Here is a 26,787-nt window from a genome sequence, read left to right as displayed (position 1 = left end):
TCCCTAATGCTTGACCGCGCCTTCTGTGAGGGCGCGTACGAAGTATCGTTGCAGGACGAGGAACAGCACCACGACGGGCACGCTCATCATAAAACTGGCCGCCATCAGGCCCGGAAAGTCCGTCGTATTCTCCGAGAAGAAGCGCTGGATGCCGACCGGCAAGGTCAACTGGTCGTTCTTGGAGAGGAAGGTATAGGCGTAGATGTACTCGTTCCACGCGCCGATGAAGGAATAGATCGCGGTGGCGATGATTCCAGGCGTCGAGAGCGGCATCACGATCATGATGAAGGCCTGGAACCGTGTTGCGCCATCGATGCGCGCCGCCTGCTCGAGCTGCACCGGGATGTTGTCGTAAAAGCCCTTGAGCAGCCAGATCGCCAGCGGCAGGCCGAAGGTGAGATAGGTGAGAATCAGCGAGCCATGCGTGTTCACCAGCCCCAGCACGCGCATCAGGATGAACAGCGGCACGAGAAAGATCACCGCCGGGAACATGTTGCGCAGCAGCACGGCGAAGAACAGGAAGTTCCGGCCGGGGAAACTGAAGCGCGAAAACGCGTAGGCCGCAGGGACAGCCACGATCACCGAAAGGATTGTCGTGACGGTCGAGACGAAAAGGCTATTCCAGAAGAAGCGGAGGAAGTCCTGACCGACGCTGTTCTGCGGATCGAGCAGCTTTTGATAGCTGGCGAGGGTAGGCTGGTCCGGCCACCATTGCGGCGGGAATTGCATCGCCGCGAACCCGGACTTGATCGAAGTGATCAGCATCCAGATCATCGGCAGCGCGGTGTAAAGCAGCATGAACACGAGGAAGATGCGACCGGCCCACCGCCATCCGTCGACGCGCATGCGGCGCCGGGTCTGACCTCGAGGGGCTGTCTCGGCAATCGTGCTCATGCGCTCCCTTCTTTCCGCTCGTTGCCGCTTAGCGCACGGACGTAGAAGTAGCCCAGCGTCATCAGGATGAGGAACAGGAGCACCGAATAGGCCGATGCCACGCCCCAGAGCTGTCGGCCGAAGGCGAGCTCATAAATGTGGGTGATCCAGATATGCGATGCGTTCGACGGCCCGCCGCCGGTCATGATCCAGGGGATGATGAAGGAATTGAAGTTGGCCACTGCGAGCAGCAGGATCGTCACTGTCGAGACGTTGCGCAAATGCGGGAAGGTGACGTGCCAGAAGCGCTGCCATGCACTGGCCCCGTCGACTTTTGCGGCGCTCAGCAACTGCTCCGGGACTGTCTGCAGGCCGGCCATCATCATGATCATGGCAAACGGAAACTCGCGCCAGATATTGACGACGATCAGGGAAGGCAGCACCGTGCTGACGCTGTCGATGAAATTCGGCGGTCGGTCGGCCAATCCGAGGCCGACCAGCACTGCGCCGATGATCCCGAAGTCCGAATGGTAGATCCACCTCCAGATATAGGAGGCGGCGACCGCGCTGATGACCCAGGGAATGATCAGGATAGCGCGCAGGACACCACGGCCGATAAAATCGCGGTGGAGCGCCAGCGCGGCGGCAAACCCCAGGACAAAGGAGATGAGGGTGGATCCCAGTGTCCAGATCAGAGTGTTCCAGGTGACTTTCCAGAACACGTGACTGGCGAGGATGGTCGTGTAGTTGTCGAAGCCGATAAAAGTCTTGTCGCGGAGCTGCAGGCCAGGCGGCGTCTTAAAGAACGACAGCTCGATCGTGTAGTAGATCGGATAGGCGATGACGATGAGCATCACGGCGATCGCAGGGAGCACGTACGCGTAATCCGCGCGATGCTCCCATATCTTCCGCAGCACGCCGGACCTACCGGGTTGCAATCTTCGGCGAGCCTCGGCCTTGCCGGTCACGATCGTCACTGTGGCGTGCCCTTGTTCTTCGGAACGAACCGGCTGCACAATCGGCGCAGCCGGTCAGATCGCAGGTCAGGCTTGGACTAGAGTCCGCCCATCAGGTCTTTGACCTTCTGGGCCGCGTCGTCCGCTGCCTGGTCGACGGTCATCGCTCCGGTCAGGGCATTCTGCAGCATGTCCGGGACGATGATGTTCATGATCTCGGGGGATTGCGGCAGCGCTGGGAACGGGATGCCGTATGGCAGCATCGAGGTCGTCACATCGAGGAACTCGATGTTGTCGAGACGTTCCTTCATCCATTTGGTCTTGAAGCCGTTAAGGTTGCCCGGGTTCGAGCCGGCGTAGGCCATCTTCAGCGACCATTCAGGGCTCGTCCACATGCAGATGATAGCCTTTGCAGCCGGCTCGTCTACCTTGCCGCCCTCAACGTATTCGGGCTTCAGGATGTGAATGTTCGAGCCGCCGAACACGACGGCGCGCTTGCCGTCAGGGCCAGTCGGAATCAGGCCGTAGCGCATGTTGTCGATGACGGTCTGCGCCTTGTCCTTGTCGGTGCCCGTCGCCTTCTTCTGCAGGTCGAGCATCACGTCGTAGTCGGACGGGTGCGAGATCATCATGCCAAGTTGGCCGGCGAGGAACAGGGGCTGGTTATCGGCCTGCTGGTTGGTGAGTGCCGAAACCGGAACCGACTTGTCGCGAACGTACATGTCGTACGAGGCTTGCAGCGCTGCCTTGCTCTGCGGGCTATCGAGCTCGACCTCCTTATAGGTCGGGTTCGCGGTGGCTTCGTCGAAGACGCCGCCGCCATAGGCCCATAGCTGTGGCATGAAACGGTACGGCGTATTGCCGGCATTCTTGCGAGCCACGAGGCCGTAGCCGGCAATGCCGAGCTTGTCGTGGATCTGCTTGGAATATTTGACGACGTCGTCCCAGGTTGCCGGCGGCTTGTCCGGATCGAGGCCCGCACGCTTGAAGATGTCGGCGTTCCAGATGAACGCCATCGTCTCGTTGTTGGTTGGAAGGCCGTAGGTCACCCCCTCCCAGGTCACGGCCTTCATGGCGCCGGGCCAGAAGTCCTCGGTGGAATACCCCACATCCTCGGGTTTGAGCGGCTGCAGATAGCCCTTTGAGGCGAACTCGGTACCACCCAGGATTTGCAGGCGGACCGCCATCGGCGCTGCATTGCCCAGGAGCGCCGTGCGGAACTTGTCAAGAAGGTCGTTATAGGTGAGGGCTTGTTCCTCGAGCTGGATGTTCGGATAGGTCTTGCGGAAGGTCTCGAAGAAATCCTTGTAGTACTGGCGCAGGAGGTCGGGGTCGCCCTCGAACACGCCCTGATACCAGAAAGTCAGTCGCCCCTTGTAGTCGAGCGGGGTGACCTTGGCGCAATCGGCTGCCGTGTCAAAATCCTGTGTGCCGGCAATGGAGCGCACATATTCCGGCGACCACTTGCTCAGGTCGACCGGCGGCGCGCCGAGCGCCGATGTGGACATCAGCGATGCCATCAAAGCAGTGGCGACAGTGCCGCGCAGGACCGCACTGCCGAGTGTAATCCTCGTCATAGGTATCCTCCCTGGTTCTCCATGCCGCCCTGCGCCGAGGCAAAGCGGTCTAGCTCGTTCGACCGCGGGACGCCTCTCTGTTCTATGTATCCCTTCGATCATCTTGTACGTTTTCAGATCGTGGATTGCCTGTCAACGCGTAGGATCGTACATTGTTTGTGGAAACCGTGCGTGATATCGAACAATGTGTGTATTGATTTGGGGAGCCCGGCCTTGGCCGAAACAGGCGATTTTAAAGCCAAGCCACCGGTGGGGACTGACCCCATGGGGGCCTCCAGCGAGGGCGCCTCGCTTTATGAACTGATTAGGGAAGACATCATTGAGGGACGGCTCGCCGCCAACGAACGGCTTGTGGTCACCGATCTCGCCCGGCGTCACGGCACCTCGACCAACCCCGTGCGCGAGGCCCTGCAACTCTTGCGCGGGGAGGGTTTTGTCACCTTTCTCCCCAACCGCGGGGCGCGCGTTCGACCCATAGATCAGGATTTTGTCCGGGATATCTATGAAATCGGTGTTCTGATTGAGCCGGCCCTGACGCGATGGTTTGTGAATATGGCGACCGGCGAGGACATCGCCGAACTCGAACGTCTCCAAGGCCTGATTGAAGAGAACAACTTTGCCGACACATTCAGGCACAGTGAGCTGGATACCGCTTTCCACACCGTGATGTACCAGCGGCACTATAACCGCCATGCCGCCGAACTTTGGTGGAAGCATCGCGAAGTGCTGCGAGCCGTGAGCCGGCGTTTCAATTTCACGCTCGCGCGGCGTGCCGCGATCATTCGCGAGCACCGCGAACTCATCGCGCACGTAAAAGCGGGAAGTGCTGACGAGGCAGCCGAACTCATCTCCCGCCATGTCGAGGGTTCCGGCCGGCATATTCTCGAACAGATGCGTGCGCGCAACGCCGCTCGGGCCGGATAGAATGTCCAGTCTCGAACATCGTTAGCCTGACCATTTCAGATAAAGGAATTGAGATGAAAATCACGAGCATTCGGCCGTGGCTGATCAAGTCCGATGCTTCTTATTGGGGAGAGTTCCTGTTCGTCGAAGTGACGACCGACGAGGGGGTGAGTGGCTGGGGAGAGATCACCACTACTACAAAGCTCGCCAACCGCGCTCTCTGCACGATCCTGCGGCAGATCGGTGTCGCCGTGACAGGCGAGGATCCAGCGCGCATCGAGCATCTCTGGCACAAGATTTTCCGCAGCTTCACCTACATGGGCAGCCGCGGCGCGGCCGTCGAATGCGTGAGCGCCATCGATATAGCCCTCTGGGATATCCGGGGCAAAGTCCTCGGTAGGCCGATTTACGAGCTGCTGGGCGGGCCAGTACGCGATGAAATCGCACTCTACACCCATCCCAACCAGGCCAAATTCACCAGCAAGGAGGCTGTGGTCCGCGAAATTTTGGACATCGTCGAGTCTGGACACACCGCGCTCAAGTTCGATCCTTACCCCCACCAGGGCCGCAGCGCCGATGGCCTGCCCCGCGAACAGCGAGACGGCTACCTCGATGGCAGCATGACCCGCAAGGACGAGCGCGAAGCCGCCGAACTCACGGCTCTGATCCGCGAAACGGCGGGGCCTGATGTAGACATTCTCATCGATGCGCATGGCCGCTTCGACGTCCCCACCGCCATTCGCCTCTGTCGGAGCCTCGAGGAAGCCGGCCAGATCGACTGGTTTGAGGAGCCGTGCCCGCCCGAGAGCCTTAACGCCCTCAAGCAGGTGCGTGAGAAGGTCAGTGCCGCTATCTCGTGGGGCGAGCGCGGCCACACGAAGTGGGATTTCGTGCCGGTACTCGAGAACAGGCTCGCTGACTACATCATGCCTGACGTCACCTGGACCGGCGGCATTACCGAACTCAAGAAGATTTCTGCCCTATGCGAAGCCTATTACATCCCGGTCTCGCCGCATGACGCCGCGGGGCCGATCAACCTGGTTGCGGGAGCCCAGGTGATGATGACCGTTCCTAACTTCTACAAGCTCGAAACGTCGGAGTGGAACCTGGGCAAATACGATCACCTCATCGACAGACCACTCGACAATTCGAACGGCAGCCTCAAGCTGACGTCGAGGCCTGGTCTCGGTATTGAGATGAACCGCGACTACCTGCAGGCCCATGAGATTGAGCTGGGCTAGCAACGCTCTATGCCGGCACAGCGTGCGGGCGACAAGCCCCGCCGACCAGAACGAGGATAAGTCATGCCAAAGACGGGTGGCGCCGACGAGGCGCTCAATCGGGTGAACGCGAACTCTAAGCCATCTCAGCTTCGCATCACCGACATGCGGGTGGCCGAAATCGTCGGCGCGCCGTTCACCTCAGCGCTGCTCAAGATTTATACCAACCAGGGCATCGTCGGGCTTGGCGAGGTGCGCGACGGCGCCAGCGCCACCTACGCGCTGATGCTGAAGAGCCGGTTGCTTGGCGAGAACCCTTGCGACATCGATCGCCTGTTTCGCCGGATCAAGCAGTTCGGCGGACACGGCCGGCAAGGCGGTGGCGTCTCGGCGGTCGAAATCGCGTTGTGGGATCTCGCCGGCAAGGCCTATGGCGTGCCGATCTACCAGATGCTCGGCGGCCGGTTTCGCGAGAAGGTGCGCCTCTATTGCGATACCGACGCTACCGTGCCGAGCGGCACCGAGACCGGCAAGCGCCTCAAGCAGCGCATGGCGCTCGGCTTCACCTTCCTCAAGATGGATCTGGGGCTGATGCAGATCGCCGATGTACCCGGTGCGGTCGTGTCTCCTGCCGGCTCACTTGAGGGGTACCGCGTCCAGCCCGGCCGCGGCCCGATCAAGACTCTTGAAGAGCGACGCGCCCGCAACGCCGCCTACGATTTGCATAACGTCCCCCACCCGTTTACCGGTCTCCACTTTTCCGACAAGGGCCTCGACTTGCTTGAGCAGTACATTGCCGAGGTTCGCGACGTTATCGGCATGGATATTCCGCTCGCCATCGACCACATCGGCCACATCTCGCTGCAGAACGGTATTCGCCTCGCCAGGCGGATTGAAAGATATGTGCCAGCCTGGCTCGAGGATGTGATCCCATGGCAGTACACCGAGCAGTACCGACAACTGCAGGACGCCACCACGGTGCCGATCTGCACCGGCGAGGACATCTACCTCAAGGAGGGCTTCGAGCCTCTGCTCAAGAGCGGCGGCCTTTCCGTTATCCACCCAGACCTGCTCACCAGCGGGGGCATCCTCGAGACCAAGAAGATCGGCGACATGGCGCAGGACCACGGCGTCGCTATGGCGATCCATATGGCCGAAAGTCCAATCGCCGCAATGGCCGCGGCACATGTCGCGACCGCGACCGAAAACTTCATGGCGCTCGAATACCACTCTGCCGATGTCGACTGGTGGGACGATATCGTCACCGGCGTCCCCAAGCCGCTCGTGAAGGACGGCTTTATCACTGTTCCCGACAAGCCGGGCCTGGGGATTGACGACGTCGTCGACGAGGTGATCTCTCAGCATCTGCAGCCGGGTGTCACCGGCATCTGGCAGCCCACGGATCACTGGGACAACGAGTATTCCTGGGATCGCACCTGGAGCTGAGGCGAAAAGAACCGAAGATGAAGATCACCGATCTCCGCTGTGCCGTCATTGGCAAGCACCCCATCGTTCGCGTCGTCACCGACGAGGGCCTCTATGGCCTGGGCGAGGTCGAGTACACCAAGCGCTACCTCAAGCCTTGGGTCCTGCATTTTCGCGAGGCGCTGATCGGCGAGGACCCGACCGACGTCGAGCGCGTGATGCTGAAGATCCGCCAACGCGGCTCTTTCAAGCCCTATGGCGCGGCGGTAAGCGCTATCGAGCATGCGCTGTGGGACATTGCCGGCAAGGCCGCAGGCGTGCCGGCCTACAAACTGCTCGGCGGCAAGGTGCGCGACAAGGTGCGCGTCTATAACGGCTCGATCCGCCAGAAACGCACTGGCGACCGGCCGGAGGATTACGCCGCTGACGTCAAATGGATGATGGAGCAGCCGCAGAACTTCTTCATGATCAAGCAAGGAATCTCGTTCCACTCCAACATGAAGGACACCATCGAGGGCTTCCATTACGGCGTGACGCAGAAAAAGGCCGGCTATCACGGCGCCATGGATCAAGGCGTGATCAGCGAGCGCGGTTTCAATCACATGCTCGACTGCGTGATCGCGATGAAGGAAGTGCTGGGCGACAAGGTCAGCCTGGCGCTCGACTGCGGCCCCGGCTGGATGCTGCCCGATGCGATCAAGTTTGCCCGCGCGGTCGAGAAGTACAATTTGATGTGGCTCGAGGACATGCTGACTGGCGACTATGTGCCGTGGGTCAATCCGCAGGCTTATCGGGAGCTGACCACCTCCACCTCGACGCCAATCCATACCGGCGAGCAGATCTACCTGCGCCATAATTTCAAGGAGCTGATCGAAACGCAGGCGGTCCGTATCATCGGTCCGGACCCGGCCGACGTCGGTGGCATCGCCGAGCTGAAATGGGTAGCCGAGCACGCCCATATGCACTCGATCCTGATGGCGCCGCACGGCACGGCGAACGGCCTGCTCGGCCTCGGCGCGTTGATCAATGTCTGCGCCTCCTTGCCCGCCAACTACATCGCCTTCGAATACCCGAGCGCCTCCGACCCCTGGTGGGAGGACCTCGTAATCGGCCTGCCGTCGCAGATCGTGAAGGACAGCATGGTGGACCTGCTGGAAGCGCCGGGGCTGGGCCTCGATATCGACACCGAAGCAGCCAGGAAGTATCTCAGGGAAGAGGATGCGGGCTTCTTTGACTGAACCATCCTTCTTGCCCCACCCTGCACCACGCGGACCGCTTCACGCAAAATTGGCGGCGGCATCGCGATGGTGCGGACCGCGGGCTGGTGGCGGGCGGGGTCGCCATCAGACCACGAAGCCGCAGGCGGGCGGGGGGGTGCGGGTGTCCATGTTGCGGCCGCGGTTCAGGTGGTCGTCGATCTCGGCGGCCGCGCCGATCATGCGACCGTATAGGAAGACGGTGAAGGCAGCGGTCTCCAGGTCGCGCTCGGTCAGGGTGCCGGACTTGAAGTCCTTCCACAGCAGCGCCAGCAGCAGCGCCGCAATTACCGCGTCAACGTTGACGCAGAAAACGTAAGGCGAGGCCCCCTGATCGTGGAGTGCCTGGACGAGCTCGCGGTAGAAGGCGTGGAAGACGTTGTACTTTCCTTGCCGCGCCATGAATTCCGCGATGAAGCGCTCGCGCGGATCGTGGTTGACGGGCTTGCCTTTGAAGACCGGGTGATGGACGCCGGGGAGCGCGCGGACCTCAGTGCCGAGCTCCTTGGCCTGGGCCTTCTCGCGGCGGTACGTGCGCGCGAACGCCGTCGCCATCGCCTTCAGGTCGAGGCCGTGGGCTGGATCGGAGGGGTCGGTCAGCCCGGCGTCCTTGAATTGCTCGAGCAGGAAGGCCATGCCCTCGAAGCCGTTGCCGCCGTGGCTGTAGCCGGTATGGGTAAGGAAGCCGACCATCGCTTTGTTGATCTGCACGCGCGCGGGCGTCTGTGGCCCGTCCGCCGAGACCGCGCCCTTGGCACCCTGAGCCGAGATCGACCCAGGGCCGTTCGAAATCAGGAGCCCGACGAGCATCTGCAGCGGCAGCGCCTCCTCGGGGGTGGGCTTCTTTCCAGTCATGGCGAGGAAGCAGAGGTCGGCCATCGTCCATTGCCCAAAGCGCTCGTCGCGTGGGATGCCCCATAGCGAGCCCGACCGGTGGTGCTCGCCGGGGATTGTCGCGCCGACCATGACGCCATAGAGCCGCAGGTACCAGGGCAGTGTCTCGGCGGTAAGGCGCGAGATGCGCTTGCGCATCAGCGGCCCCCAGGCGATCGTCGTGGCGATGGCCGCGAGAATTGCGTCCCGCGACAACCGGCCGCCCAGGCCTCCAAGGAACTTCAGGAACGCCGACCTGCCGCCGCGGGCTGCGATCGCCGCGAGCATCGCCTCTGGACGCGGGTCGGCGGCCTCGGCCTCGGTGGCCAGGAACAGCGCCCGGGTGGCATCGTCACAGACAATCCCGGAGGCGTCGAATTCCTCGTCGCGCCCGTCCCTGAGGCCCGAATGGGCGAAGAGCCCGATCAGTGCCCGGGTGCAGCCGAGCGCCCGCTCCACGCGTTTCGGCCCGACGATGGCGGCGGCGGTTGCCATCACCGCATTCGGAGCATTGCCGGCCTCCCGCGCCGCGTCGGCGGCGACGAGGATCGGGTCGCCGACGAGGTTGACCTCGGCTGCGACCGCGACGTCGAGCATCGCCCGGTCGTTCTCGGTGGCGATCTCGTGCACGAGCGGCAGGGCGAAGGTCGCCTCCAGCGGCTCAAGCGCGAGATCGAGCACTGAATGGCCGTGCACGCTCGTCACCTGGGTTTTCGGGTCCATGACCGACGCGCCGGACTTGTCCTTCATGTTCTGCCGCGCGACCACCGCCCCGACCTGGGCGCCGAGCGCGGCGATCTGGCCGGCGTAGGGCTCGGGCGCGGTGACGGCCGGCATGGCGAGTTCGGGCGGCAGCCGCAGGCCCTGGTCGTTGGCGACCCAGGGCTTCAGCGCGAGGTCCCCACGCGGCGCGAAGTCGGGCGCGGCGCCGTTGAGCGCCATCACCGCGGTGAGGGCGGCGGGGATGTCGGCGATGTTGGTGACGACGGCGCCCTTCGCGGACACGACCGGGTTCTCGGGCGTGAAGAGGCTAGGCACGCCGAAGACCTCCATGAACCAGCGCTCCTTGTCCTCGGCGCTGTCGCCCGAGCCGGCCATAGCGCCGGCATGCCCGACGGCACGGGTCAGCTTCGACTTCCAGCGGCCGACGACGCAGGCGACGACGGGCTTCGTCCAGTCGATGCCCTGCTCGTAGTAGCCGCCGGGTTCGGCATAGAGCACCGCCGCCTTGGAACGGTCGTCGTTGCCGAAGGCGTGGGCGAAGTCGGGCGCGGCGTAGTGGATGTAAACGTCCTTGCCGGAGGAGACGAGCGTCGTCGTGCCCCAGCCCGCAGTGGCGAGATACTGGGCGATCGTCGTGGTGAAGCCGCCGGAGTTCGAGAAGATCGCGACCGAACCTTTGAGCAGCGACTCCTCTGGCTTGTCGCCGCCGAGCGCGCCGCCGATGCGCACGCGGTTCCACGAATCGGCGACGCCGAGGCAGTTGCCGCCGATGATGTCGATGCCGTTCGCCTGAGCCATCGCCCGAATCTCGCGGGCGTCGTGCACGGAGATCTTCTCGGTGATGATGACGATCTTGCGCAAGCCCGGGTTCACCCGCACGAGCTCGGCCACGCCGTCGCGCACGCCCGACGGCGGCAGGTAGACGACGCCGGTATCGAAGGCGTGGCCGGCGTCGAGCCCCTCGCGCACGTTGTTGTAGACCGGGATATCGCCCACGGGCGTCTTCAGCACCTGCCCGCCGCGGCCGGGCGAGGTGCCGAAGACCACGTTGCCGCCGGAAAAGGCGTGGCTGGTCGGTGTGACCGTGCGCGACTCGCCGCCGAGGATGTTGAGTACGCAGACCCGGTCGTCGCGGGTCGCGATATCGGCCAGTGACCGGAGGCCGAGGAAATAGGGAAAGCCTTCAATGCCCTTGTGATACATGTCCGTCCTCCCTCAGGCCGCCGCGGCCTTGAGCCCCAGGGTAGCGGCGATCTCGTCGCGGCCGCCGGCGCGCATCCACGTGTCGACGCGCTTGGCGTAGTTCACAACCTCGGAGATCGCGCTGTCGAAGCCGAAGAAGCGGTAGGGCAGGCCGAGGGACTCCAGCGTCTCGGCGAGGTTGCCCATACCGCGCACCAGGTTCGGACCGCCGCGTCCTACGACGACGTAGAGCGGCGTCGGCCCGTGCGCGGCGAAATATTCGCGCAGCGCGTCGCCCATGCCGCGGAAGGTCTCGAGGATGTCGGTGTTGTTCGACTTGCCGCCGATGATGAAGAGCACGTTGGTCTGGGCGAGGAAGTGCCGGTAGCAGATCGAGGCCACCGCCTTCATCTTCTCGTAGGGCGGGTTGCCGCCGAAGTCCGACGAGATGATCGCCGCCTCGCCCAGCACCTCGGTGACGAGGCTGTTGGCGCCGCCGCCGAAGGTCGGGGCAAGGATGGTGCCGCTCTTGTTGATCACGAAGACGTCCGACTGGCCCTGGTGGGTGCGGAGTTGGTTCACCTCCTGCTCGAAGGCAGAGATGTCTGCCGCGAACAGCTGGTCTGGCAGCCCGAGCCGACCCACGCGCGGATCGTCGCGGTCGAACCCGCACTTGAAGTCGCAGGCCACCGGCGTCAACCGCCCGTCGCGCCCGGGACGCATGCGGATCGGGTTCAACTCAAGCGTCGTCATGCCGTAGTGGTGCATCAGCTCCCAGAGCTTCGGCAGGTGCTGCACCAGCGGCGAGATGATCTCCCGCGGCGCGCCAATGTCCGTCAGCGCGTTCGCCACCACGAAGGCCTTGAGTCCCGTGAGCGCCTCGAAGGGCACAGTGGCGATATCGGATTTATCGAGATCCTCGATTTCCACGCCGCCGCGGTGGGTCAGCGTCATGGTCGGCGCGCGGAAATGCGTGTCGTCGGTGATGGCGAAATAGACCTCGTGCTCGGCGGGAATGCCGGCCTCGAAGGTCACGCCGTTCGCCTTGGCGAAGGCGTTGCCGTGGCGGTGCTCGGCGAAGTAGAGCCGCTCCTTTTCGGCGAGCGCGGTCTTGAGGTCGCGCGCCTTGCCGATTAGTCCCGCCTTGCCCTTCTTGCCGACGCCGCCGCGGAAGACCGGCTTGACGAAGATCAGGCCGTGGCGGGCGATCAGGTCCTGGATCGCGTCTTCGCCAGCGTCGGGCCCGTGCACCTCGGACGCGGGGAAGTCGACGTGGCCGAGCAGCCTCGACCCATAAAGCATGCCGTTGAGGTGCATAGCCGTTCTCCCCAATGACCGAGGCGCGTGGTTCGGTCGCTTGATCTGATGGGCACTCAATTTACGAATTTGCCCAGGTCGATGGAGCGACCAGGTTAGGCTCAGACGCTCGCGGCAACAAGCGCCCGGCTAGCCTCAGTTCCGTCGTCACCTTGGTCGCCGGCCGGCATCATTGCCGACCGGCCTTCGGCACCCGTCAGGTGGCCCGGCTCTCGGTCGAATGCGGGCTCCACTTGATCAGACGGGCCTCGATGATGTCGAGGATGCGGTCGATGATCAGCACGAACATCGCGAGGATCATAATGCCGGCGAAGACGCCGACCGCATCGAAGTTGCCTTCCGCCTGGGCAATCAGATAGCCAAGGCCGGCGGAGGCGCCAAGGTATTCGCCGATGATCGCGCCGACTACCGCGAAGCCGACCGAGGTGCGCAGCGACGATAGGATCCAGCTGGCCGCGGCCGGGAAGTAGACGTGGGTCAGCAGGCTTGAGCGCTTGGCGCCGAGGATCCGCGCGTTCGCCAGCACCACCGGGTTGACTTCCCGCACGCCCTGCATGGCGTTGAAGAAGGTGATAAAGAACACCAGCGTCACCGATAGCGCCACCTTCGACCACAGCCCGAGGCCGAGCCAGAGCACAAAGATAGGAGCGAGCACCACGCGGGGGATGGCGTTCAGCGCCTTTATGAACGGGTCGAGGATGCGATAGGCCCCACGGCTAAGCCCTAGCCAGACGCCGGCCGCCACGCCGAGGGCGGTACCAATCACGTATCCGAGCACCGTCTCGGTGAGCGTGATCGACACGTGCCTGTAGAAGCCTGGGTCGATGATCCAGGCCACGATCTGCTTCATGATGTCGAAGGGGGCAGGGAAGAAGAAGACATCGATCACTCCGGCTTCCACGCCGAGCTGCCACCCGCCGACAATGACGACCAGCAGTCCCAGCTGGATCATACGTTCAGTCATGGCGTTCATAGCTTTTCTCCACTTCGCCGCGCAGGGACGACCAGATATTGCGGTAAAGATCCATGAAGCGCGGATCGAGTTTGATTTCCGAGACGTCGCGCGGCCGGGCGAGATCGACGGGGAAGCTGTCGATCACGTGGCTGCAAGGCCCCGCAGCGAGGACGACCACGCGGTCGCCGAGCGCTATGGCTTCCTCGAGATCGTGCGTGATCATCACCACCGCGCGGCGCTCCTCCTGCCAGAGCGCGAGCAGCTCGTTCTGCATCAGGTGGCGGGTGTGGATGTCGAGCGCCGAGAAGGGCTCGTCCATCAGGATCACCTTCGGGCCGGTAATCAGCGCCTGCGCCATCTGAACACGCTTGCGCTGGCCGCCCGAAAGCTGGTGCGGGTAGCGTTGCTCAAAGCCCTTCAAGCCCACCTTGGCGAGCCATTTCATGGACTGTTCGCGCCTTTCGTTCGCGCCTGTTCCCTTGAACATCGGCCCGAGCTCGACATTTTCGAGCGCCGTCTTCCATGGAAGGAGCGCATCCTGCTGGAAAAGGTAGCCGATGTTGTTCTGGACGCCATGCACCGGCGCTCCGTCGATCGAGACAGTGCCGCTCGCCGGCTTCAGAAGTCCGGCGATGGCGTTGAGAATGGTACTCTTGCCGCACCCCGTCGGACCGACGATGGCCAGAAACTCGCCATCCGCAACAGTCAGGTTGACATTCTGGACGGCGATGAAGGTGCCAAAGGACATGGTGACCGAATCGATCGACACCATCGGCCTTGGTTTGTCCGGGCTCATCATCGTTGTTGCCGACTTCACTACGGCCAGTGCCATGACTTCCTCCTTGTCAGTTGGCGACGTTGCGCGGCGCCTTGCCAACGAAGTCGTTCGTGTAGGTCTTGGAAAGGTCGATTTCAGCCGCCGCGACCTTTTCGTTGAAGCTTTTCAGAACCGCGAGTGGGGTTTTGACGTTCTCCTCGCTGATGAGGCCATCCGTCGAGAAGATCGCCTTGGCGTTTTCGACGGCCCTGATGTAGGTCTCGCGGTCGCCGGAGATGAATTCCTTTGGCAGTTTTTCGACGATTTCTTCGGCCGAATGGCTGTCCATCCATTCGAGCGCCTTTACCGTTGCGTTGGTGACCTTCTGGACCGTTTCCGGATTGGCGTCGATGTAGTCCTGGGTGGCGTAGAGAACCGATGTCGGATAGATGCCACCGTAGATTTCCTTGGCACCTTCGTCGCTACGTGCGTCTATCAGGATCTTGCCCACGCCCTTTGCTTCGATGAAGGTGGCCGCCGGGTCGTAGTTGACGAGCAGGTCGACCTTGCCCTGTTCGAGGGCTGCGACAGCAGCAGAGCCGGAGCCGACGCCGATCAGCGACACGTCGTCGGCCGACAGGCCGTTCCGCTGCAGATAGTAGCGGACAAAGAAGTCGGACGAGGAACCAGGCGATGTGATGCCGACTTTCGCGCCTTTGATCGTTTCCGGCTTAGACGGGTCGAAGGTGCTATCCTTGCCGCCGGCCAGAACGAGGCCCGAATTGCGGGCGAGTTGGATGAATGCGACGACCGCCTTGTTCTGCGACTGCATCTGGATCGTGTGATCGTAGAAGCCAACGGCGATATCCGTCGAGCCAGCCACGAGCGCCTGAAGTGTCTTCGAGCCGCCCGACGCGAAGTTCTCTACGGTAACCTCCAGACCCTCCTTCTCGTAAAGGCCGAGGCCGGCTGCGACCGGGAAAGGCAGGTTGTTGAGGTTGTAGGAACCGACGCTGATGCGCACGGGTTCCGCCAGGGCGGAGCCCGCAAAGGCAACGGTTGCCGCAAGGGCGAGCATGAGCTTACGCATGATTTTCCTCCAAGTTATGTGGCGCCCTCCCGGCGGCCACGGTCATTATGCCGCGCAGACGAACTGCGTGACAGGTTTTGCGAAAACATGTCCTTCGAACAAGCGGCGGGCGGTGCGCAGGATGCCCGCGACGATCTTGCCGTTCCTGTCCTGAAGCTTGACATCGAGATGGCCGCTCGGATGCTCGATCGACAGGACCACCGGTGGTTTGCGAGTGCCGATCAAGCGGGATGCCACTGTATTTTCGGTGATGCAGGCCGTCGCAATCCCAACAGCACCTGTCGTGGCAAGCGAAGGATGGCACTGGTGCGGCATGAAATAGCGCACACTGATGTCGCCGTCTGCCCTTGGCCGGGAAATCAGCACCGGCTTCGGTGTCACCTGGTTGCTGACATCACCCATACCCATTCGCTCACCGGCGGCGATGCGCACGCTCTCGAGCCGTTCCAACAGCGCCTTGTTTCCGTTGAGTTCGGCGGCGGTCTCGAATCCGCTGACGCCGATGGCCTCAGCCTCGAGGAGTATCATTGGCATGGCGCAGTCGATGCAAGTGACGCTGACGCCGTCTATGACCTCGTTCGGTTTGCCTGTGGGAAACAGCTGGCCCGTGCGGGCGCCTGCGGCATCCATGAAGGTAAGCGCAATCGGCGCCGCGCTGCCTGGAACGCCGTCGATCGCCGCGTCGCCGAGATAGGAGACGCTACCGTTGGGCGTCGGGACTTCTGCCTCGATCAGCTTTCCGGTGTTGACGTTGTGAATCCGAATGAGCGTCGTAGGACCCTGCACCGGCACAAGCCCCGCTTCGATGGCGAAGGGGCCGACGGCCGCAAGCATATTGCCGCAGTTGGGCGAGATGTCGACGATCTGCTGGTCAACGCGCACCTGCGCGAAAAGATAATCGACGTCCGCGCCCTTGATGCTTGCGGGCCCGACGATGGCCACCTTGCTTGTGACCGGATTGCCGCCGCCAATGCCGTCGATCTGCAGCGGATGCCCTGACCCCATGACCGAGAGCAGAATCTGGTCACGAAAGGCTGGATCGGACGGTAGATCGGAGGCGAGGAAGAAGGGCCCCTTGGACGTGCCGCCGCGCATAAGAGCGCACGGAATGCGGATCAGATCGTTCATCGTGCGACATCCTCCCTTTTCATGCGCTCGGCGGTTCAATTGTCTTGTTTGTTACGCGAATCCGATTAATATGAGAAATGCTAAAATCGGAGATTTTGATGCGTTATGAACATCAACTGTGAAATCCTGGACCTCCGCGCCTTTCTGCTCGTCGTGGAGCTCGCGAGCTTCCACCGGGCAGCGGAGTCGCTCAATCTCTCGCAGCCGGCGCTGAGTCGTCGCATTCAGAAACTCGAAGGCTCCATCGGCGCCCCCCTCTTGGAGCGGACGACGCGCCATGTGGCGCCCACCGCCGTCGGCGGGGAGCTGGTCCCGCTGGTGCGCCGGATGCTGGAGGAGTTTGACGGTTCGCTCTTCGCCTTCCGCGAGCTGGGGGAGCGGCGAGGCGGTCTTGTCACCATCGCCTGCTTGCCGACGGCGGCTTATTACTTCCTGCCCTCAGTGATCCGGCAGTTCGATGCGCAATACCCCAACATCCGCTTCCGGATTCTCGACCTTCCGGCGACCGACGGGCTTCAGGCGGTCGCGCGCGGGGAGGTCGAATTCGGGGTCAACATCATGGGTTCGTCCGATCCCGACCTGACCTTCGAGCGTCTGATCGAGGACCCCTTCGTTCTCGCCGCACGAAAGGAGCATCCGCTGGCATCAAGGGATGTCCTGACCTGGCAGGATCTCGTCCCCTACCATCTCATCACCGTCCATCGGTCGAGCGCGAACCGGATCCTCTTGGATGCCGCGCTGACGAAGTCGAACCTCGCGCTGCGCTGGTCCTATGAAGTGACGCATCTCTCGACGTCACTCGGTCTGGTCGAAGCCGGTCTCGGGATATCGGTCCTGCCGCGCATGGCGACCCCGCAGGGCGACCATCCGTTCCTGGTCACAAGGCCCATCCGCGATCCCGAAATCTCGCGCACGATCGGGGTCGTGCGTCGACGCGGCGCATCGCTCTCGCCGCCCGCCGAGAGGTTCATGCGGATGCTGATTGAAACCTGGGGTGAAGCTTCAACACCTCGAAAGGCAACCTGAAAACAGCATTTGACGGATGCAGCCTGCGGATCGACAATTCGCCTGCGGAAACCGGCGAGGCCGGTCTAGGGGCAAACGCAATCAGCTGACTGCCGCCAATGGCCGAGACTGGAACGCGAGCCTAATGCTGCTGACAGCCTGATTGCAGCAACGGCCTTCTCCGCGACAAGCCGGTCTCGATATGTCGTGTTATGGGCCGACCCGGACCTTCCTCCCGACAAATTGAAGGGCAAGGCCCGACCCCATCCCGGGCGTTGCGGGGGGTACCCAACTCCCCGCCAGCATCATTCGGCCGGATCGGCATCGGGTTGTCCAGTCGCTGACATGAAAGCACCAAGATCGTCGCGGTTGCCACTTCGAGATTTCGGCGGTTTCCGCGCGTCGGATGCCTCTACGAAAACCTCGCTGACCGATGCTGACGGGCTCGCCTTCGTCCAGCTCAAGTGTGAACGCACCTTCCAGAACGTAGACCGTGACCGGAAAGCGATGCGAGTGGTAGGGTGTGCGGTCGCCCGGCTCGAGCCCGGCGAACAGGACACGTATCCCCTGCCGATCCACCTTGGCATTGGTTCCACGGCTTCGCGGTGAATCGCGTTTATTGCCTTCCTCGCAATCGCGGTGGTTGGGATGGCGCTACGGTCGCATCGGCGGTGCTATCGACAGCGGAACCATCGACATCAAACCGGTGTGCGCGGAATGAACTGCAAGGAGTTTGGAGACAATGTAGCGGTTTTGACGGCCGGAGGTCCGCTCATGGCAGCGCGATACAGACGTTCCTGTTTCTGATATCCATTGAGGCTGTGAAAAGTGCCCGTGCAATGACGTGGTTGGTGTGTGTGTTGATACTTCCTGCGCTTGATCAGCTCTGTTAGGCGTCGGAAGGATTTTATCGGAGCACAACGTATGCCGACGGCCTTCTTTATCACTCACCCAGAAGTTTCCGTCGATCCCGCCCTGCCAGTCCCAGCCTGGCGGCTTTCGGACCGTGGCGTCACCCGGATGAGGGCTTTCGCGGGGAGCGCGGTGCTGTCCGGCCTGACGTCCATCTGGTCGAGCTCTGAGGCCAAGGCAATTGAAGCGGCTGGCCTGCTTGCCGCAGGATTGGGTTTGTCCGTCCAGGTGGATGAGCAGCTTGGCGAGAATGACCGCTCCGCAACAGGCTTCCTTCCACCCGCCGACTTCGAACGAGTTGCTGATTCCTTCTTCGCCAATCCACATGAGAGTGCCCGCGGATGGGAGCGTGCGGTCGATGCCCAAGAACGGGTAGTGCGGGCCGTGTTTCGCATTCTAGGGACCCATCACGATGGCGACATTGCGTTCATCGCGCACGGCGGAGTCGGCACGCTCCTGCTCTGCAAGCTATTGGATGCGCCGATTTCGCGCAGTCACGATCAACCGTTCCAAGGACATTTCTTCACTTTCGAGTTGCCGGATTACAAGATCATCCACGAGTGGCAGCCGATCGCCGACCGGTAATCTCAACCTTTCCCTGCAAAAATGGCCTTGATTACAAACAGACAGCTAACGAAACGAATGGAAGCAGAAACAATGACAGAATTAACTGCGTGAATGACATGATCCTGATAAGCGTAAGGCGATCGCACCTGCTTTGACCAAGAGGTGGATCAAACACAGAGCGAGTGCCATGGCCGGTGACTATAACGATCGGATGCTGTTTGCGACTGCGTTGGCGCGGCGCGGCGGCGAGCTCGGCCTGCAATATTTCCGGCAACTGGAGACACTCACAATCGAGAGCAAGGGTCATCAGGACCTGGTCTCCGAGGCCGACCGGAATGTCGAGACGTTCATCCGGCAGGAGCTTGCGGCGCAATATCCTGAAGACGGCGTTATCGGAGAGGAACACGCCGCACTCGCGGGCGGATCGGGTTACACTTGGGTGATAGATCCGATCGACGGCACTGCCAACTTCCTGCGCGGCATCCCAGCCTGGACCGTCGTCATCGCCTGCGTCAAGGAGGGTGTGACGGTGGTGGGCGTCATCCATGAACCGTCTACCGGCGAGACTTTTTATGGACGACGCGGCGGCGGAGCTTTTCTCAACGACCGGCCCATCAAGACAAGCCCGACGACGAGCCTGACGCAAGGCTCGGTCGGAACCGGCTTCTCCAATCGTCGTGAAGCTCGTGCCGTCGCCAAACTGATCGATCTCCTGCTTCAGGAGGGCGGCGTGTTTTTCCGCAATGCATCCGGTGCGCTTATGCTTGCCTACGTCGCCTCGGGCAGGCTGCTCGCCTATGTCGAGGAGCATATGAACGCTTGGGACTGCCTCGCCGGCATGCTTCTGGTCGAAGAGGCCGGCGGATTGGTCGTTCCGGCCGACCCCAAAACGGTCCTGGAGGAAGGAACGCTGGTCATCGCGGGCGGTAAGGGCGTGTTCGACAAGGTCCACGCGCTTTGCAAAGAGGCGTTCAGTCTGTGATCAGCACGGGTCCGCGTTCGGGAAAGCCGATGCTCACCGGCTGCCCCGCTCGAAACGCGGTATCGACATCCGGCGAGATCACGAAGACTTCGCCGAATTCGGTGGCGACTACGAATTCGAGGTGGCTGCCGACATAGGTCACTTTTTCAAGCGTGCCGGGCAAGGTGCCGGGAGCATTCGGTTCGCCAATCTCGAGGCGGCTCGGCCGCGCCGCCAGCTTGGCCGGCCCCGGTTTGCGGCCGCGAGCCGGCAGCTTCAGGACGGCGGATCCCAGATGCACGGTGGCGCTGTCGCCCTCGACCGACACGACCTCGCATTGGAACATGTTGGCTTCGCCGATGAAGTCGGCCACGAAAGCATTTGCGGGCTGCTCGTAGAGGTCGCGTGGCGTGCCGTCTTGAGCAATCACCGCATTGTTCATGACAATGATGCGATCGGAGACGGCGAGCGCTTCCTCCTGGTCGTGGGTGACATAGACGACCGTCAGGCCGAGTTTCTGCTGAATCTCGCGGATTTCCTCGCGCACGCGCCGGCGGAGCTTGGCATCCAGGTTCGACAAAGGCTCGTCGAAGAGCAGCACCTGCGGCTCCAGAACCAGCGCCCGCGCCACCGCGACACGCTGTTGCTGTCCGCCCGAAAGCTGGCTCGGCAGACGGTCGCCGAAATTAGAGAGGCCGACCAGTTCAAGCCCGGCTCTGGCCCTCTCGGCCGTCTCCTTCCTACCGAAGCCGGAAAAACCCAGGCCGTATTCGACGTTCTGAGTCACGGTCATGTGCGGGAAAAGCGCGTAGGATTGAAACACCATGGAGACATCACGATCAGTAGCCGGCAACCGGGTGACGTCGGCGCCCCCGATCAGGATCTGGCCGCTCGTTACCATTTCCAGTCCGGCGATCATGCGCAAGGTGGTCGTCTTGCCGCAGCCCGACGGTCCAAGCAGAGTGACCAGCTTCCCGGCCTCGATGAACAGCGAGATGTCGTTGACGGCGGGCGCCTTGCTCCTGCCGTAGATCTTGGTGACGTTCCTGAATTCGACTGAGGCGGCATTGCTGCGAATTTCGGCCATCATCCGCCTCCCGAGATCGCCCGCTGTGGACGCGCCACGACCGCCGGGCTGACATTGGTGCGCGACTGCGCCAGATCGCCGTCGAGACCGCGCCGGCCGATCATGCGGCTGCCAACCGCAAGCTGCATCAGGCCGATCACCGCCAGCATGACGCCGATCAGGACGGCGGAATAAGCGATGGCGATGCCGTATTCGTTATTCTCGACGCGGCCGACGATGTAGCTGGTCGACATGTCGTACTGGGCGCTGACTAGAAAGATAATGGCGCTGATGGCGGTCATGGCGCGAACGAAGGAATAAACCAGCGCGGCGAGGATGGCCGGCCGCAGCAGCGGCAGCACCACCTTGCGGAAGGTTTGCCAGGAGTTAGCCCCGAGAGTCAGGGAGGACTCGTCAAGGCTGCGGTCGATCTGCGACATCGACGCGACACCGGCGCGGACCCCGACCGGCATGTTGCGGAAGATAAAGGAGAGCACCAGGATAATGCCGGTGCCGGTGAGTTCGATCGGCGGCACGTTGAACGCGATCACATAGGACACGCCGATCACAGTGCCGGGAATGGCGAAGGACAGCATCGTTGCGAATTCGAAGGTGTCCTTGCCGGCAAAATTCTGGCGGACCAGCAAATAGGCGGTCAAGAGTCCGATGGCCGCGGTCAGCGGCGCTGAAATCAACGCTATTTCCATGGTGGTCCAGAACGAACTCCAGGCCGAGCCGCGCCAATGGATGCCAAACTCGTTCCACCCGATGGAGAACGCCTTCACGTAGTGTTCAAAGGTCAGAGAGAAATCGACGCCCCACAGCTTGACGAAGCTGCCGTAGAAGATCGTCACGTAAATCAGCAAGGTAAAAAGCGTCCAGACGGCGGCCACCGCAAAGACGAGGTTGCGGAATGTTGCCGGCAGATGCGGGTGGACGCCGGCGTCGCCTTTGCCGGAGACGGTCGTGTACGACTTTTTGCCGAGCCAGAATCGCTGGGCGTAGAAAGCCCCTAGCGTAAAGAACAGGAGTACGAGGGCGAGCACCGCCGCCTGCGCCTGGTCGTATTGTGCGCCGACGATAGCGAAGAAGATCTCAGTGGACAGCACGTCGAAATTGCCGCCGAGCACCAGCGGATTGCCGAAGTCAGCCATGCTCTCGATAAAGCCGAGCAGAAAGGCGTTGGCCAGACCCGGCCGCATCAAAGGCAGAGAGACGGTGATGAAGGTCTGCCAGCGATTGGCGCGTAGGGTCTGGGCGGCCTCCTCCATGGACGGGCTGACCCCCTCGACCACTCCGATCATCACCAGAAAAGCGATCGGCGTGAAGGCGAGCACCTGGGCGATGAGCAGGCCAGGCAGTCCATAGATCCAACGCGTCGGTTGGACGCCGATTAGCTCGGCGAAACCCAGGTTGATGGCGCCCGAGAGGCCGAACAGAAGAATGATGGCGAGGCCGATGACGAAGGGTGGTGTGATGATCGGCAGCACGGTCAGCGCGCGCAACAGCGCGCCGTAGCGAAAGCCGGTACGCGTCACCACCAGGGCAAAGACCAAGCCGAGTGCAGTGGTCATCACGCCGACGAGGATGGCGAGAAAGAGCGAATTCCAGGCGACGCCGCAGCGCGGGCCGCCGAAGAGGCAGCCAAGACTCCAGAGCCGGTCGCTGGAGAGTTTCGCGAGAAAGATCGGAAGCGAATAGTCGCCCTCTTGTGTGAGCAGCGCGCTCCCCAGCATCTGACCGATCGGCATGAAGATGAAGATGGTGACCACGGCGACGACGAAGCCGATCGAGCCGACGACAAATTCGTCGCCGGCGACCGCGCCGCGCGCCGCAAGCCCGAGGGTGAACAGGAACAGGAACGCGCCGCCTACCAGCAGTGCTCCCCAGCCCATGCCGAACTGGCGGTCGTCAAGCTCGCTAAAGAGCGAGGTCAGCCATCGCCACTGGAAACCACGCAGACCAATACCGAAACCTTGAAGCAGGAAGTAGGCGACGCCGGTCGCGCCGACGACGATTAGCAAATTCCCAAAGAAAGGATCGGACTTCCGGCGCCCCCATAGCAGGAGCGGTGCGAGAAGCAGCGGGCCGAGGGGTGCGAGCCAGAGTTTCTCGCCTTGCAGCACAAGGAAAAGCGCCGGCGCGACGTCATAGTTAAGCGGATAGCCGTCCAACAGCCAGGACAAGGCGAACAAGTTGCCGTCCAACCCGTACCAAGGCAGCAGCGTATAGCCGACCAAGCCGACCGCCGTCCACAGGACGACGGTCGGGTGAAGCGCGCTCGTGGCAGTGCGGACGCGCATGATTACTGCGGCAGGGTCGAGACCTCGGTATCCCACTTCTGCAGCAGGCGCTTGCGCTCGGCGCTCGATCCATACTTCTTGAAGTCGTAGTCGATGAGCTTGATGGTCGACAGGTCGGGCGACAGTTCGGATGCGGTGGCGTTCTTATTCGAAGGCAACTGGAACGACTTCACGTCCTTCGCCTTCGACTGCATCTCGGCGGTCAGCGCCCAGTCGTAGAACTGCTTTGCTGCTTCCGGGTTGCGGGCGCCCTTGATCAGCGACATCGAGCCGATCTCATAGCCGGTACCTTCGCAAGGCGCCACCGTGACGATCGGGAAGCCGGCTGCGGTCTGCGTCACCGCGTCATGCATGAAGACGATGCCGATGGTCGTTTCGCCGAGACCCGCGGCCTTAATCGGAGCGGAGCCGGACTTGGTGTACTGGTTGATGTTGGCGTGGAGCGCCTTCAGGTACTCAAAACCCTTGTCCTCGCCCATCAGCTGAACCATCGTGGCGAGCATCGTATAGGCGGTGCCCGATGAGTTCGGGTTGGCCATCTGGATATGGCCCTTGTATTCCGGCTTGGTCAGATCGGCCCAGCATTTCGGCTCCGGCAGGTTGCTCTTAGCCAACAAATCCTTGTTGTAGCCGAAGCCGAGCGCACCGGAGTAAACGCCGATCGTCTTGTTGTTGGCGGCTTCCGCCTGCTTGATCGCCCAGTCGTGCAGTTCGCCGCGCATCGGGGACGTATATTCCTCAGTCAGTCCTTCCTCGGCGGCCTGGAGGTGAGGATCGCCGGTGCCGCCCCACCAGACGTCGCCCTTCGGGTTTCCGGCCTCGGCGCGCAACTGGGCGTATGTCTCGCCGGAGCTCTTGCGGGTCATGTCGACAGTGATGCCGGTCTTTTCCTCGAAGGTAGTCTTGATCTGCTGGCACCAGGCCTCGTCGGCGGCGCAATAGAGGGTGAGACTGTCGGCGTAAGCCGAGGTGGCGGCAGAGACGAGCATTGCAGCCGTTGCCGCCAGACGGACATAGGTCTTTTTCATGTGCGCATTTCCTCCCATTGTTTCGCCGACTAATAAGTATAAGGCTCTGCTGCGGCGGCAACCAGATTGGGAGCTTTTGTGCCGATTTGCAAATCGAGTCGGTGGCGGCTGGAACAGGGCTGTCCATATATCCTCCCGCAACGACCGTCGATGTTAGAGTCAGCCGCGTCGTCAATGAGATCCAGGATTTGATGGTCAAGGAAAAGCGGATCGTCCGCGTGGCGAAGAAGGGCAAACCGATCAGGCAAGTTGCGGCAGTTCCGTTCCGGCTTGACGGCCACGGTAACGTAAAGGAGATGCTGATCACCTCCAACACGACCAACCGCTTCATCGTGCCGAAAGGCTGGCCGATGAAGGGCATGAGCGGAAGGAAGGCAGCAGTCACCGAAGCATCGGAAGAGGCCGGCGTTGTTGGCGAGGCGTTGAAGGAGCCACTAGGCGTCTACACCTATTGGAAGCGCCTTTCCGACCACTTCGTGCGGGTGACCGTCAAGGTTTATCTGCTATCGGTCGTCGATGTGCAGCCTGACTGGAATGAGCGTTCCCAGCGGCAACGCGCCTGGCTCTCGCCGGCCGACGCAGCGGCCCTAATCGATGAACCGCAACTGGCCAGTCTCGTTAGATCGATGACTCAGGCTCGTGTGCTCTGAACCACCCGTCGGCTACATCTATCGGCGAAAGTCCGGCGGATGCCGCATCTCGCCCACAGAGCGGACCCTGCCGCGTTTTACGCTAACGTCGGCAGATGGCGCAACCATAACCTCCAGTGTGGTCGCTGGCGATGTCTGCTTTCAGGAAGAGGCAAACCTGATCCCTACGGCAGAGATGCGGCGCACAACGGCCGTTCCGTGAGTGGAGTTGTGAGAGTCGTTTTCGGGTCAGATCGAACCCGCTCGTTTAGAGTGATCGGATTTTGCCCTAGGACTAATCCAGCCCGATCAGACGGCGGATGCGGCCGATGTCCGTGCCGATGAAGGACTGCATGCCGATGGCCACCTGTTCCGGCGCCATGGCGGCGACGAAGCGGCGGAACTCGTCGTCCGACAGCGCTTCGCCCGTCCAGTGGACGCGGCAGAACTCCCCCGAGCCGTGGAAATGGCCGGCGCCGTCGAGCACGTCGTCGACATAGCGGTTGTAGATCATGCATTCGGAGAATCTGCGTGTCGCACCGACGATTTCGACCCAGTTGCGGCCATGGATCTTCTCGATCCGGGCGCACATGGCCGTCACGGTTTCGCGGCGCCAGGCAATCAGCGTCGAAATGTAGTCGTGGGTGGAAACCTCTGATGGTTCGATACCGAGCGCCAAGCCGGCATTGCGCGACCAGATGCGATGCTCCTCACGGCCTTCACCCGACAGCACGCCGTCGCGGCGGAACAGCCGCACCTTGCCATCGCGCCAGAAGGCGCTGCAGTCGAAAGGTTTGAGGAAGGCCACGTCGGAATCGCAGAAGACCAGCACGTCTTCCCCGGCGTGCGCTGATATCGCGATGCGGCGAAGCTGCTGCACATGCCAGCCGGACAGCGGCATGGTCTTCAGGCTGAGCCAGATGCGCCGGCGGAACAGGCTGAGCGGATCGTCGAAGGCAGCCAGCGCGGCAACAGGTCCCGCTCGTCGACGACTGTGCGGCGGCTGTTCTCCAGCTGGCGAAACAGCGCCACGTCGCGATGCTCGACAAGAATATAGTGGTGCGCCACGCCGGAAACGTAGCGGTCGAGGGTCTCGCACAGCAGGCGGCAACGCTCCAAATCCGGCGCATAGCTTGCGGTCACGACCGCCGCCGTCGGTCTCTGGCGAAGGACATCGGCCTCGGCGGCAGGGCTCGGTACGAACCGGCTGTTCAACGGTCTGCTCCGGGGCCTGCTCTGGCAGGAGCGGGCCTGCACAAGAATTTCTGGCCAATGACGCGCCACAGGAACAGGGGATTACCGACCACATAGCGGCGCCAGAGGCGGCCCGGTTCGATCCACAGCCGAAACAGCCATTCGAGCCTGAGCCGGCCCATCCACAGCGGTGCCCGCGGCACCGTGCAGCTCAGGAAATCGAGCAGCGCGCCGAAGGCGATCGGCAGCGTGCAGTGACGCGCATCGATGTACGCCGATCCTGTTCGCGCTGGCCATCATCGCCTCGGCGATCGGCACGCTGGGCATCGTCTTCCTGCCGCCGGTGAAGCATCTGGCGGCGATCTATTTCCCCGACCTGACCTATACCGGGCGCACGACGCTGTGGGAATTCGCCGGCGAGATGCTGGCGAAGCGGCCGTGGAGCGGCTACGGCTTCGAGAGCTTCTGGGGCACGCCACTGCTGTTGAATCAGGACCAGCCCTTCGACCGGGCCTGGGACATCAGAACCATCGTGCATGGCCATAACGGCTATCTCGACATCGCCGTGCTGATGGGCATCCCGGCGCTCTGCGTGGCGGTCTACACATTCCTGATCGCGCCGCTGCGCGACTACCTGCGCATTCCCTTGCGCAGGGAAAACATCTATCTCGGCGACTTCTTCATGATGGTGGTGTTGTTCGCAGCGCTGAACGCCTTCCTCGAAAGCGTCTTCTTCCATCGCGCCGATCCGGTCTGGCTGTTCTTCGTGTTCGGCATGTTCGGCCTCAAACAAGTGTCGCTGCGGCCGATTGCGGTCCGTGGTCCGTCCTGATCCTCCGTCCCAACAGGGCTTCCCCGCCCCGCCACGAACGTCTATGGGAAGCCAT

Annotated in this window: 20 protein-coding genes and 3 pseudogenes; 9 read left to right on the top strand and 14 right to left on the bottom strand. The window is 62.3% G+C overall.

The window, feature by feature from the left end:
- Positions 1-3 precede the first annotated feature (3 nt).
- The 3 genes from IHQ72_RS08495 to IHQ72_RS08485 form a co-directional block, all read right to left on the bottom strand.
- Positions 4-894 carry a carbohydrate ABC transporter permease gene (locus IHQ72_RS08495; RefSeq protein ID WP_258122009.1) on the bottom strand — a complete coding sequence of 297 codons (891 nt, stop codon included), beginning with the start codon at positions 892-894 and terminating at the stop codon, positions 4-6.
- A complete protein-coding gene (locus IHQ72_RS08490; RefSeq protein WP_258122008.1) occupies positions 891-1,850 on the bottom strand; it encodes a carbohydrate ABC transporter permease in 960 nt (319 codons plus the stop codon). Before IHQ72_RS08490 ends, IHQ72_RS08495 begins: the two co-directional genes overlap by 4 nt.
- Before the next feature lie 77 nt (positions 1,851-1,927).
- The gene (locus IHQ72_RS08485) at positions 1,928-3,406 is read right to left on the bottom strand and encodes an ABC transporter substrate-binding protein (RefSeq protein WP_258122007.1); all 1,479 of its coding nucleotides are present in this window, start codon (positions 3,404-3,406) and stop codon (positions 1,928-1,930) included.
- 213 nt (positions 3,407-3,619) lie between these two features.
- Here IHQ72_RS08485 and IHQ72_RS08480 point away from each other — a divergent pair, with 213 nt between their 5' ends.
- The 4 genes from IHQ72_RS08480 to IHQ72_RS08465 all read left to right on the top strand — a co-directional run bounded on the left by IHQ72_RS08480 (position 3,620) and on the right by IHQ72_RS08465 (position 8,192).
- Positions 3,620-4,330 (top strand): GntR family transcriptional regulator, encoded by a 711-nt coding sequence (locus tag IHQ72_RS08480; RefSeq protein ID WP_258122006.1) that lies wholly within the window; start codon positions 3,620-3,622, stop codon positions 4,328-4,330.
- Positions 4,331-4,383: 53 nt separating this feature from the next.
- A complete protein-coding gene (locus tag IHQ72_RS08475; RefSeq protein ID WP_258122005.1) occupies positions 4,384-5,550 on the top strand; it encodes a mandelate racemase/muconate lactonizing enzyme family protein in 1,167 nt (388 codons plus the stop codon).
- A 63-nt stretch (positions 5,551-5,613) separates the two neighbouring features.
- Positions 5,614-6,975 (top strand): mandelate racemase/muconate lactonizing enzyme family protein, encoded by a 1,362-nt coding sequence (locus IHQ72_RS08470; protein WP_258122004.1) that lies wholly within the window; start codon positions 5,614-5,616, stop codon positions 6,973-6,975.
- A 17-nt stretch (positions 6,976-6,992) separates the two neighbouring features.
- Positions 6,993-8,192, top strand: a complete 1,200-nt coding sequence (locus tag IHQ72_RS08465; RefSeq protein WP_258122003.1) for a mandelate racemase/muconate lactonizing enzyme family protein — start codon at positions 6,993-6,995, stop codon at positions 8,190-8,192.
- Between the two features lie 105 nt (positions 8,193-8,297).
- Here IHQ72_RS08465 and IHQ72_RS08460 read toward each other — a convergent pair whose 3' ends face one another.
- The 6 genes from IHQ72_RS08460 to IHQ72_RS08435 all read right to left on the bottom strand — a co-directional run bounded on the left by IHQ72_RS08460 (position 8,298) and on the right by IHQ72_RS08435 (position 16,235).
- Positions 8,298-11,009 (bottom strand): CoA-binding protein, encoded by a 2,712-nt coding sequence (locus IHQ72_RS08460; protein ID WP_258122001.1) that lies wholly within the window; start codon positions 11,007-11,009, stop codon positions 8,298-8,300.
- 12 nt (positions 11,010-11,021) lie between these two features.
- Positions 11,022-12,305, bottom strand: a complete 1,284-nt coding sequence (locus tag IHQ72_RS08455; RefSeq protein WP_258122000.1) for an ATP citrate lyase citrate-binding domain-containing protein — start codon at positions 12,303-12,305, stop codon at positions 11,022-11,024.
- A 196-nt stretch (positions 12,306-12,501) separates the two neighbouring features.
- The gene (locus tag IHQ72_RS08450) at positions 12,502-13,278 is read right to left on the bottom strand and encodes an ABC transporter permease (RefSeq protein WP_258121999.1); all 777 of its coding nucleotides are present in this window, start codon (positions 13,276-13,278) and stop codon (positions 12,502-12,504) included.
- A complete protein-coding gene (locus IHQ72_RS08445; protein ID WP_095491415.1) occupies positions 13,262-14,092 on the bottom strand; it encodes an ABC transporter ATP-binding protein in 831 nt (276 codons plus the stop codon). The genes IHQ72_RS08450 and IHQ72_RS08445 overlap by 17 nt, the downstream gene beginning before the upstream one ends.
- A gap of 13 nt (positions 14,093-14,105) precedes the next feature.
- On the bottom strand, positions 14,106-15,107 hold the full coding sequence (locus IHQ72_RS08440) for an ABC transporter substrate-binding protein (RefSeq protein ID WP_123146650.1): 1,002 nt from the start codon (positions 15,105-15,107) through the stop codon (positions 14,106-14,108).
- Positions 15,108-15,152: 45 nt separating this feature from the next.
- Entirely contained in the window at positions 15,153-16,235 is a 1,083-nt protein-coding gene (locus tag IHQ72_RS08435) for a 4-oxalomesaconate tautomerase (protein WP_258121998.1), read from the bottom strand.
- Between the two features lie 105 nt (positions 16,236-16,340).
- Here IHQ72_RS08435 and IHQ72_RS08430 point away from each other — a divergent pair, with 105 nt between their 5' ends.
- From IHQ72_RS08430 to IHQ72_RS08420, 3 genes are all read left to right on the top strand, one after another.
- Entirely contained in the window at positions 16,341-17,261 is a 921-nt protein-coding gene (locus IHQ72_RS08430) for a LysR family transcriptional regulator (RefSeq protein WP_258121997.1), read from the top strand.
- 903 nt (positions 17,262-18,164) lie between these two features.
- Complete coding sequence (locus tag IHQ72_RS08425) at positions 18,165-18,737, top strand: histidine phosphatase family protein (protein ID WP_258121996.1); 573 nt, start codon at positions 18,165-18,167, stop codon at positions 18,735-18,737.
- Positions 18,738-18,906: 169 nt separating this feature from the next.
- Positions 18,907-19,701: an inositol monophosphatase family protein gene (locus IHQ72_RS08420; protein WP_258121995.1), complete on the top strand. Its 795-nt coding sequence runs from the start codon at positions 18,907-18,909 to the stop codon at positions 19,699-19,701.
- Here IHQ72_RS08420 and IHQ72_RS08415 read toward each other — a convergent pair.
- Genes IHQ72_RS08415 through IHQ72_RS08405 form a run of 3 tightly spaced genes read right to left on the bottom strand, consistent with a single transcriptional unit; the run spans position 19,691 to position 24,077 of the window.
- Positions 19,691-20,767: an ABC transporter ATP-binding protein gene (locus IHQ72_RS08415; protein WP_258121994.1), complete on the bottom strand. Its 1,077-nt coding sequence runs from the start codon at positions 20,765-20,767 to the stop codon at positions 19,691-19,693. The two genes, IHQ72_RS08420 and IHQ72_RS08415, sit on opposite strands and share 11 nt — an antisense overlap.
- Positions 20,767-23,049 (bottom strand): ABC transporter permease, encoded by a 2,283-nt coding sequence (locus tag IHQ72_RS08410; protein WP_258121993.1) that lies wholly within the window; start codon positions 23,047-23,049, stop codon positions 20,767-20,769. Before IHQ72_RS08410 ends, IHQ72_RS08415 begins: the two co-directional genes overlap by 1 nt.
- Positions 23,050-23,051: 2 nt before the next feature.
- Positions 23,052-24,077, bottom strand: a complete 1,026-nt coding sequence (locus IHQ72_RS08405) for an ABC transporter substrate-binding protein (protein ID WP_258121992.1) — start codon at positions 24,075-24,077, stop codon at positions 23,052-23,054.
- Positions 24,078-24,268: 191 nt separating this feature from the next.
- On the opposite strand from IHQ72_RS08405, the gene IHQ72_RS08400 reads away from it, so the two are divergent.
- Positions 24,269-24,727, top strand: a complete 459-nt coding sequence (locus IHQ72_RS08400) for an NUDIX hydrolase (RefSeq protein ID WP_258123777.1) — start codon at positions 24,269-24,271, stop codon at positions 24,725-24,727.
- Positions 24,728-25,001: 274 nt separating this feature from the next.
- On the opposite strand, the pseudogene IHQ72_RS08395 reads toward IHQ72_RS08400, so the two are convergent.
- Positions 25,002-25,921 (bottom strand): annotated as a pseudogene (locus tag IHQ72_RS08395) (DUF6492 family protein).
- Positions 25,918-26,169 (bottom strand): annotated as a pseudogene (locus IHQ72_RS08390) (WecB/TagA/CpsF family glycosyltransferase); the annotation flags it as partial. The pseudogenes IHQ72_RS08390 and IHQ72_RS08395, both read right to left, overlap by 4 nt.
- A gap of 2 nt (positions 26,170-26,171) precedes the next feature.
- Here IHQ72_RS08390 and IHQ72_RS08385 point away from each other — a divergent pair.
- Positions 26,172-26,732, top strand: a pseudogene (locus IHQ72_RS08385) (O-antigen ligase family protein); the annotation flags it as partial.
- Positions 26,733-26,787: the final 55 nt, after the last annotated feature.

Source organism: Mesorhizobium onobrychidis, assembly GCF_024707545.1.
Classification (GTDB): Bacteria; Pseudomonadota; Alphaproteobacteria; order Rhizobiales; family Rhizobiaceae; genus Mesorhizobium; species Mesorhizobium onobrychidis.
Note: the sequence above shows the minus strand (reverse complement) of the source record. Positions and strands in the feature narration are given on the sequence as shown.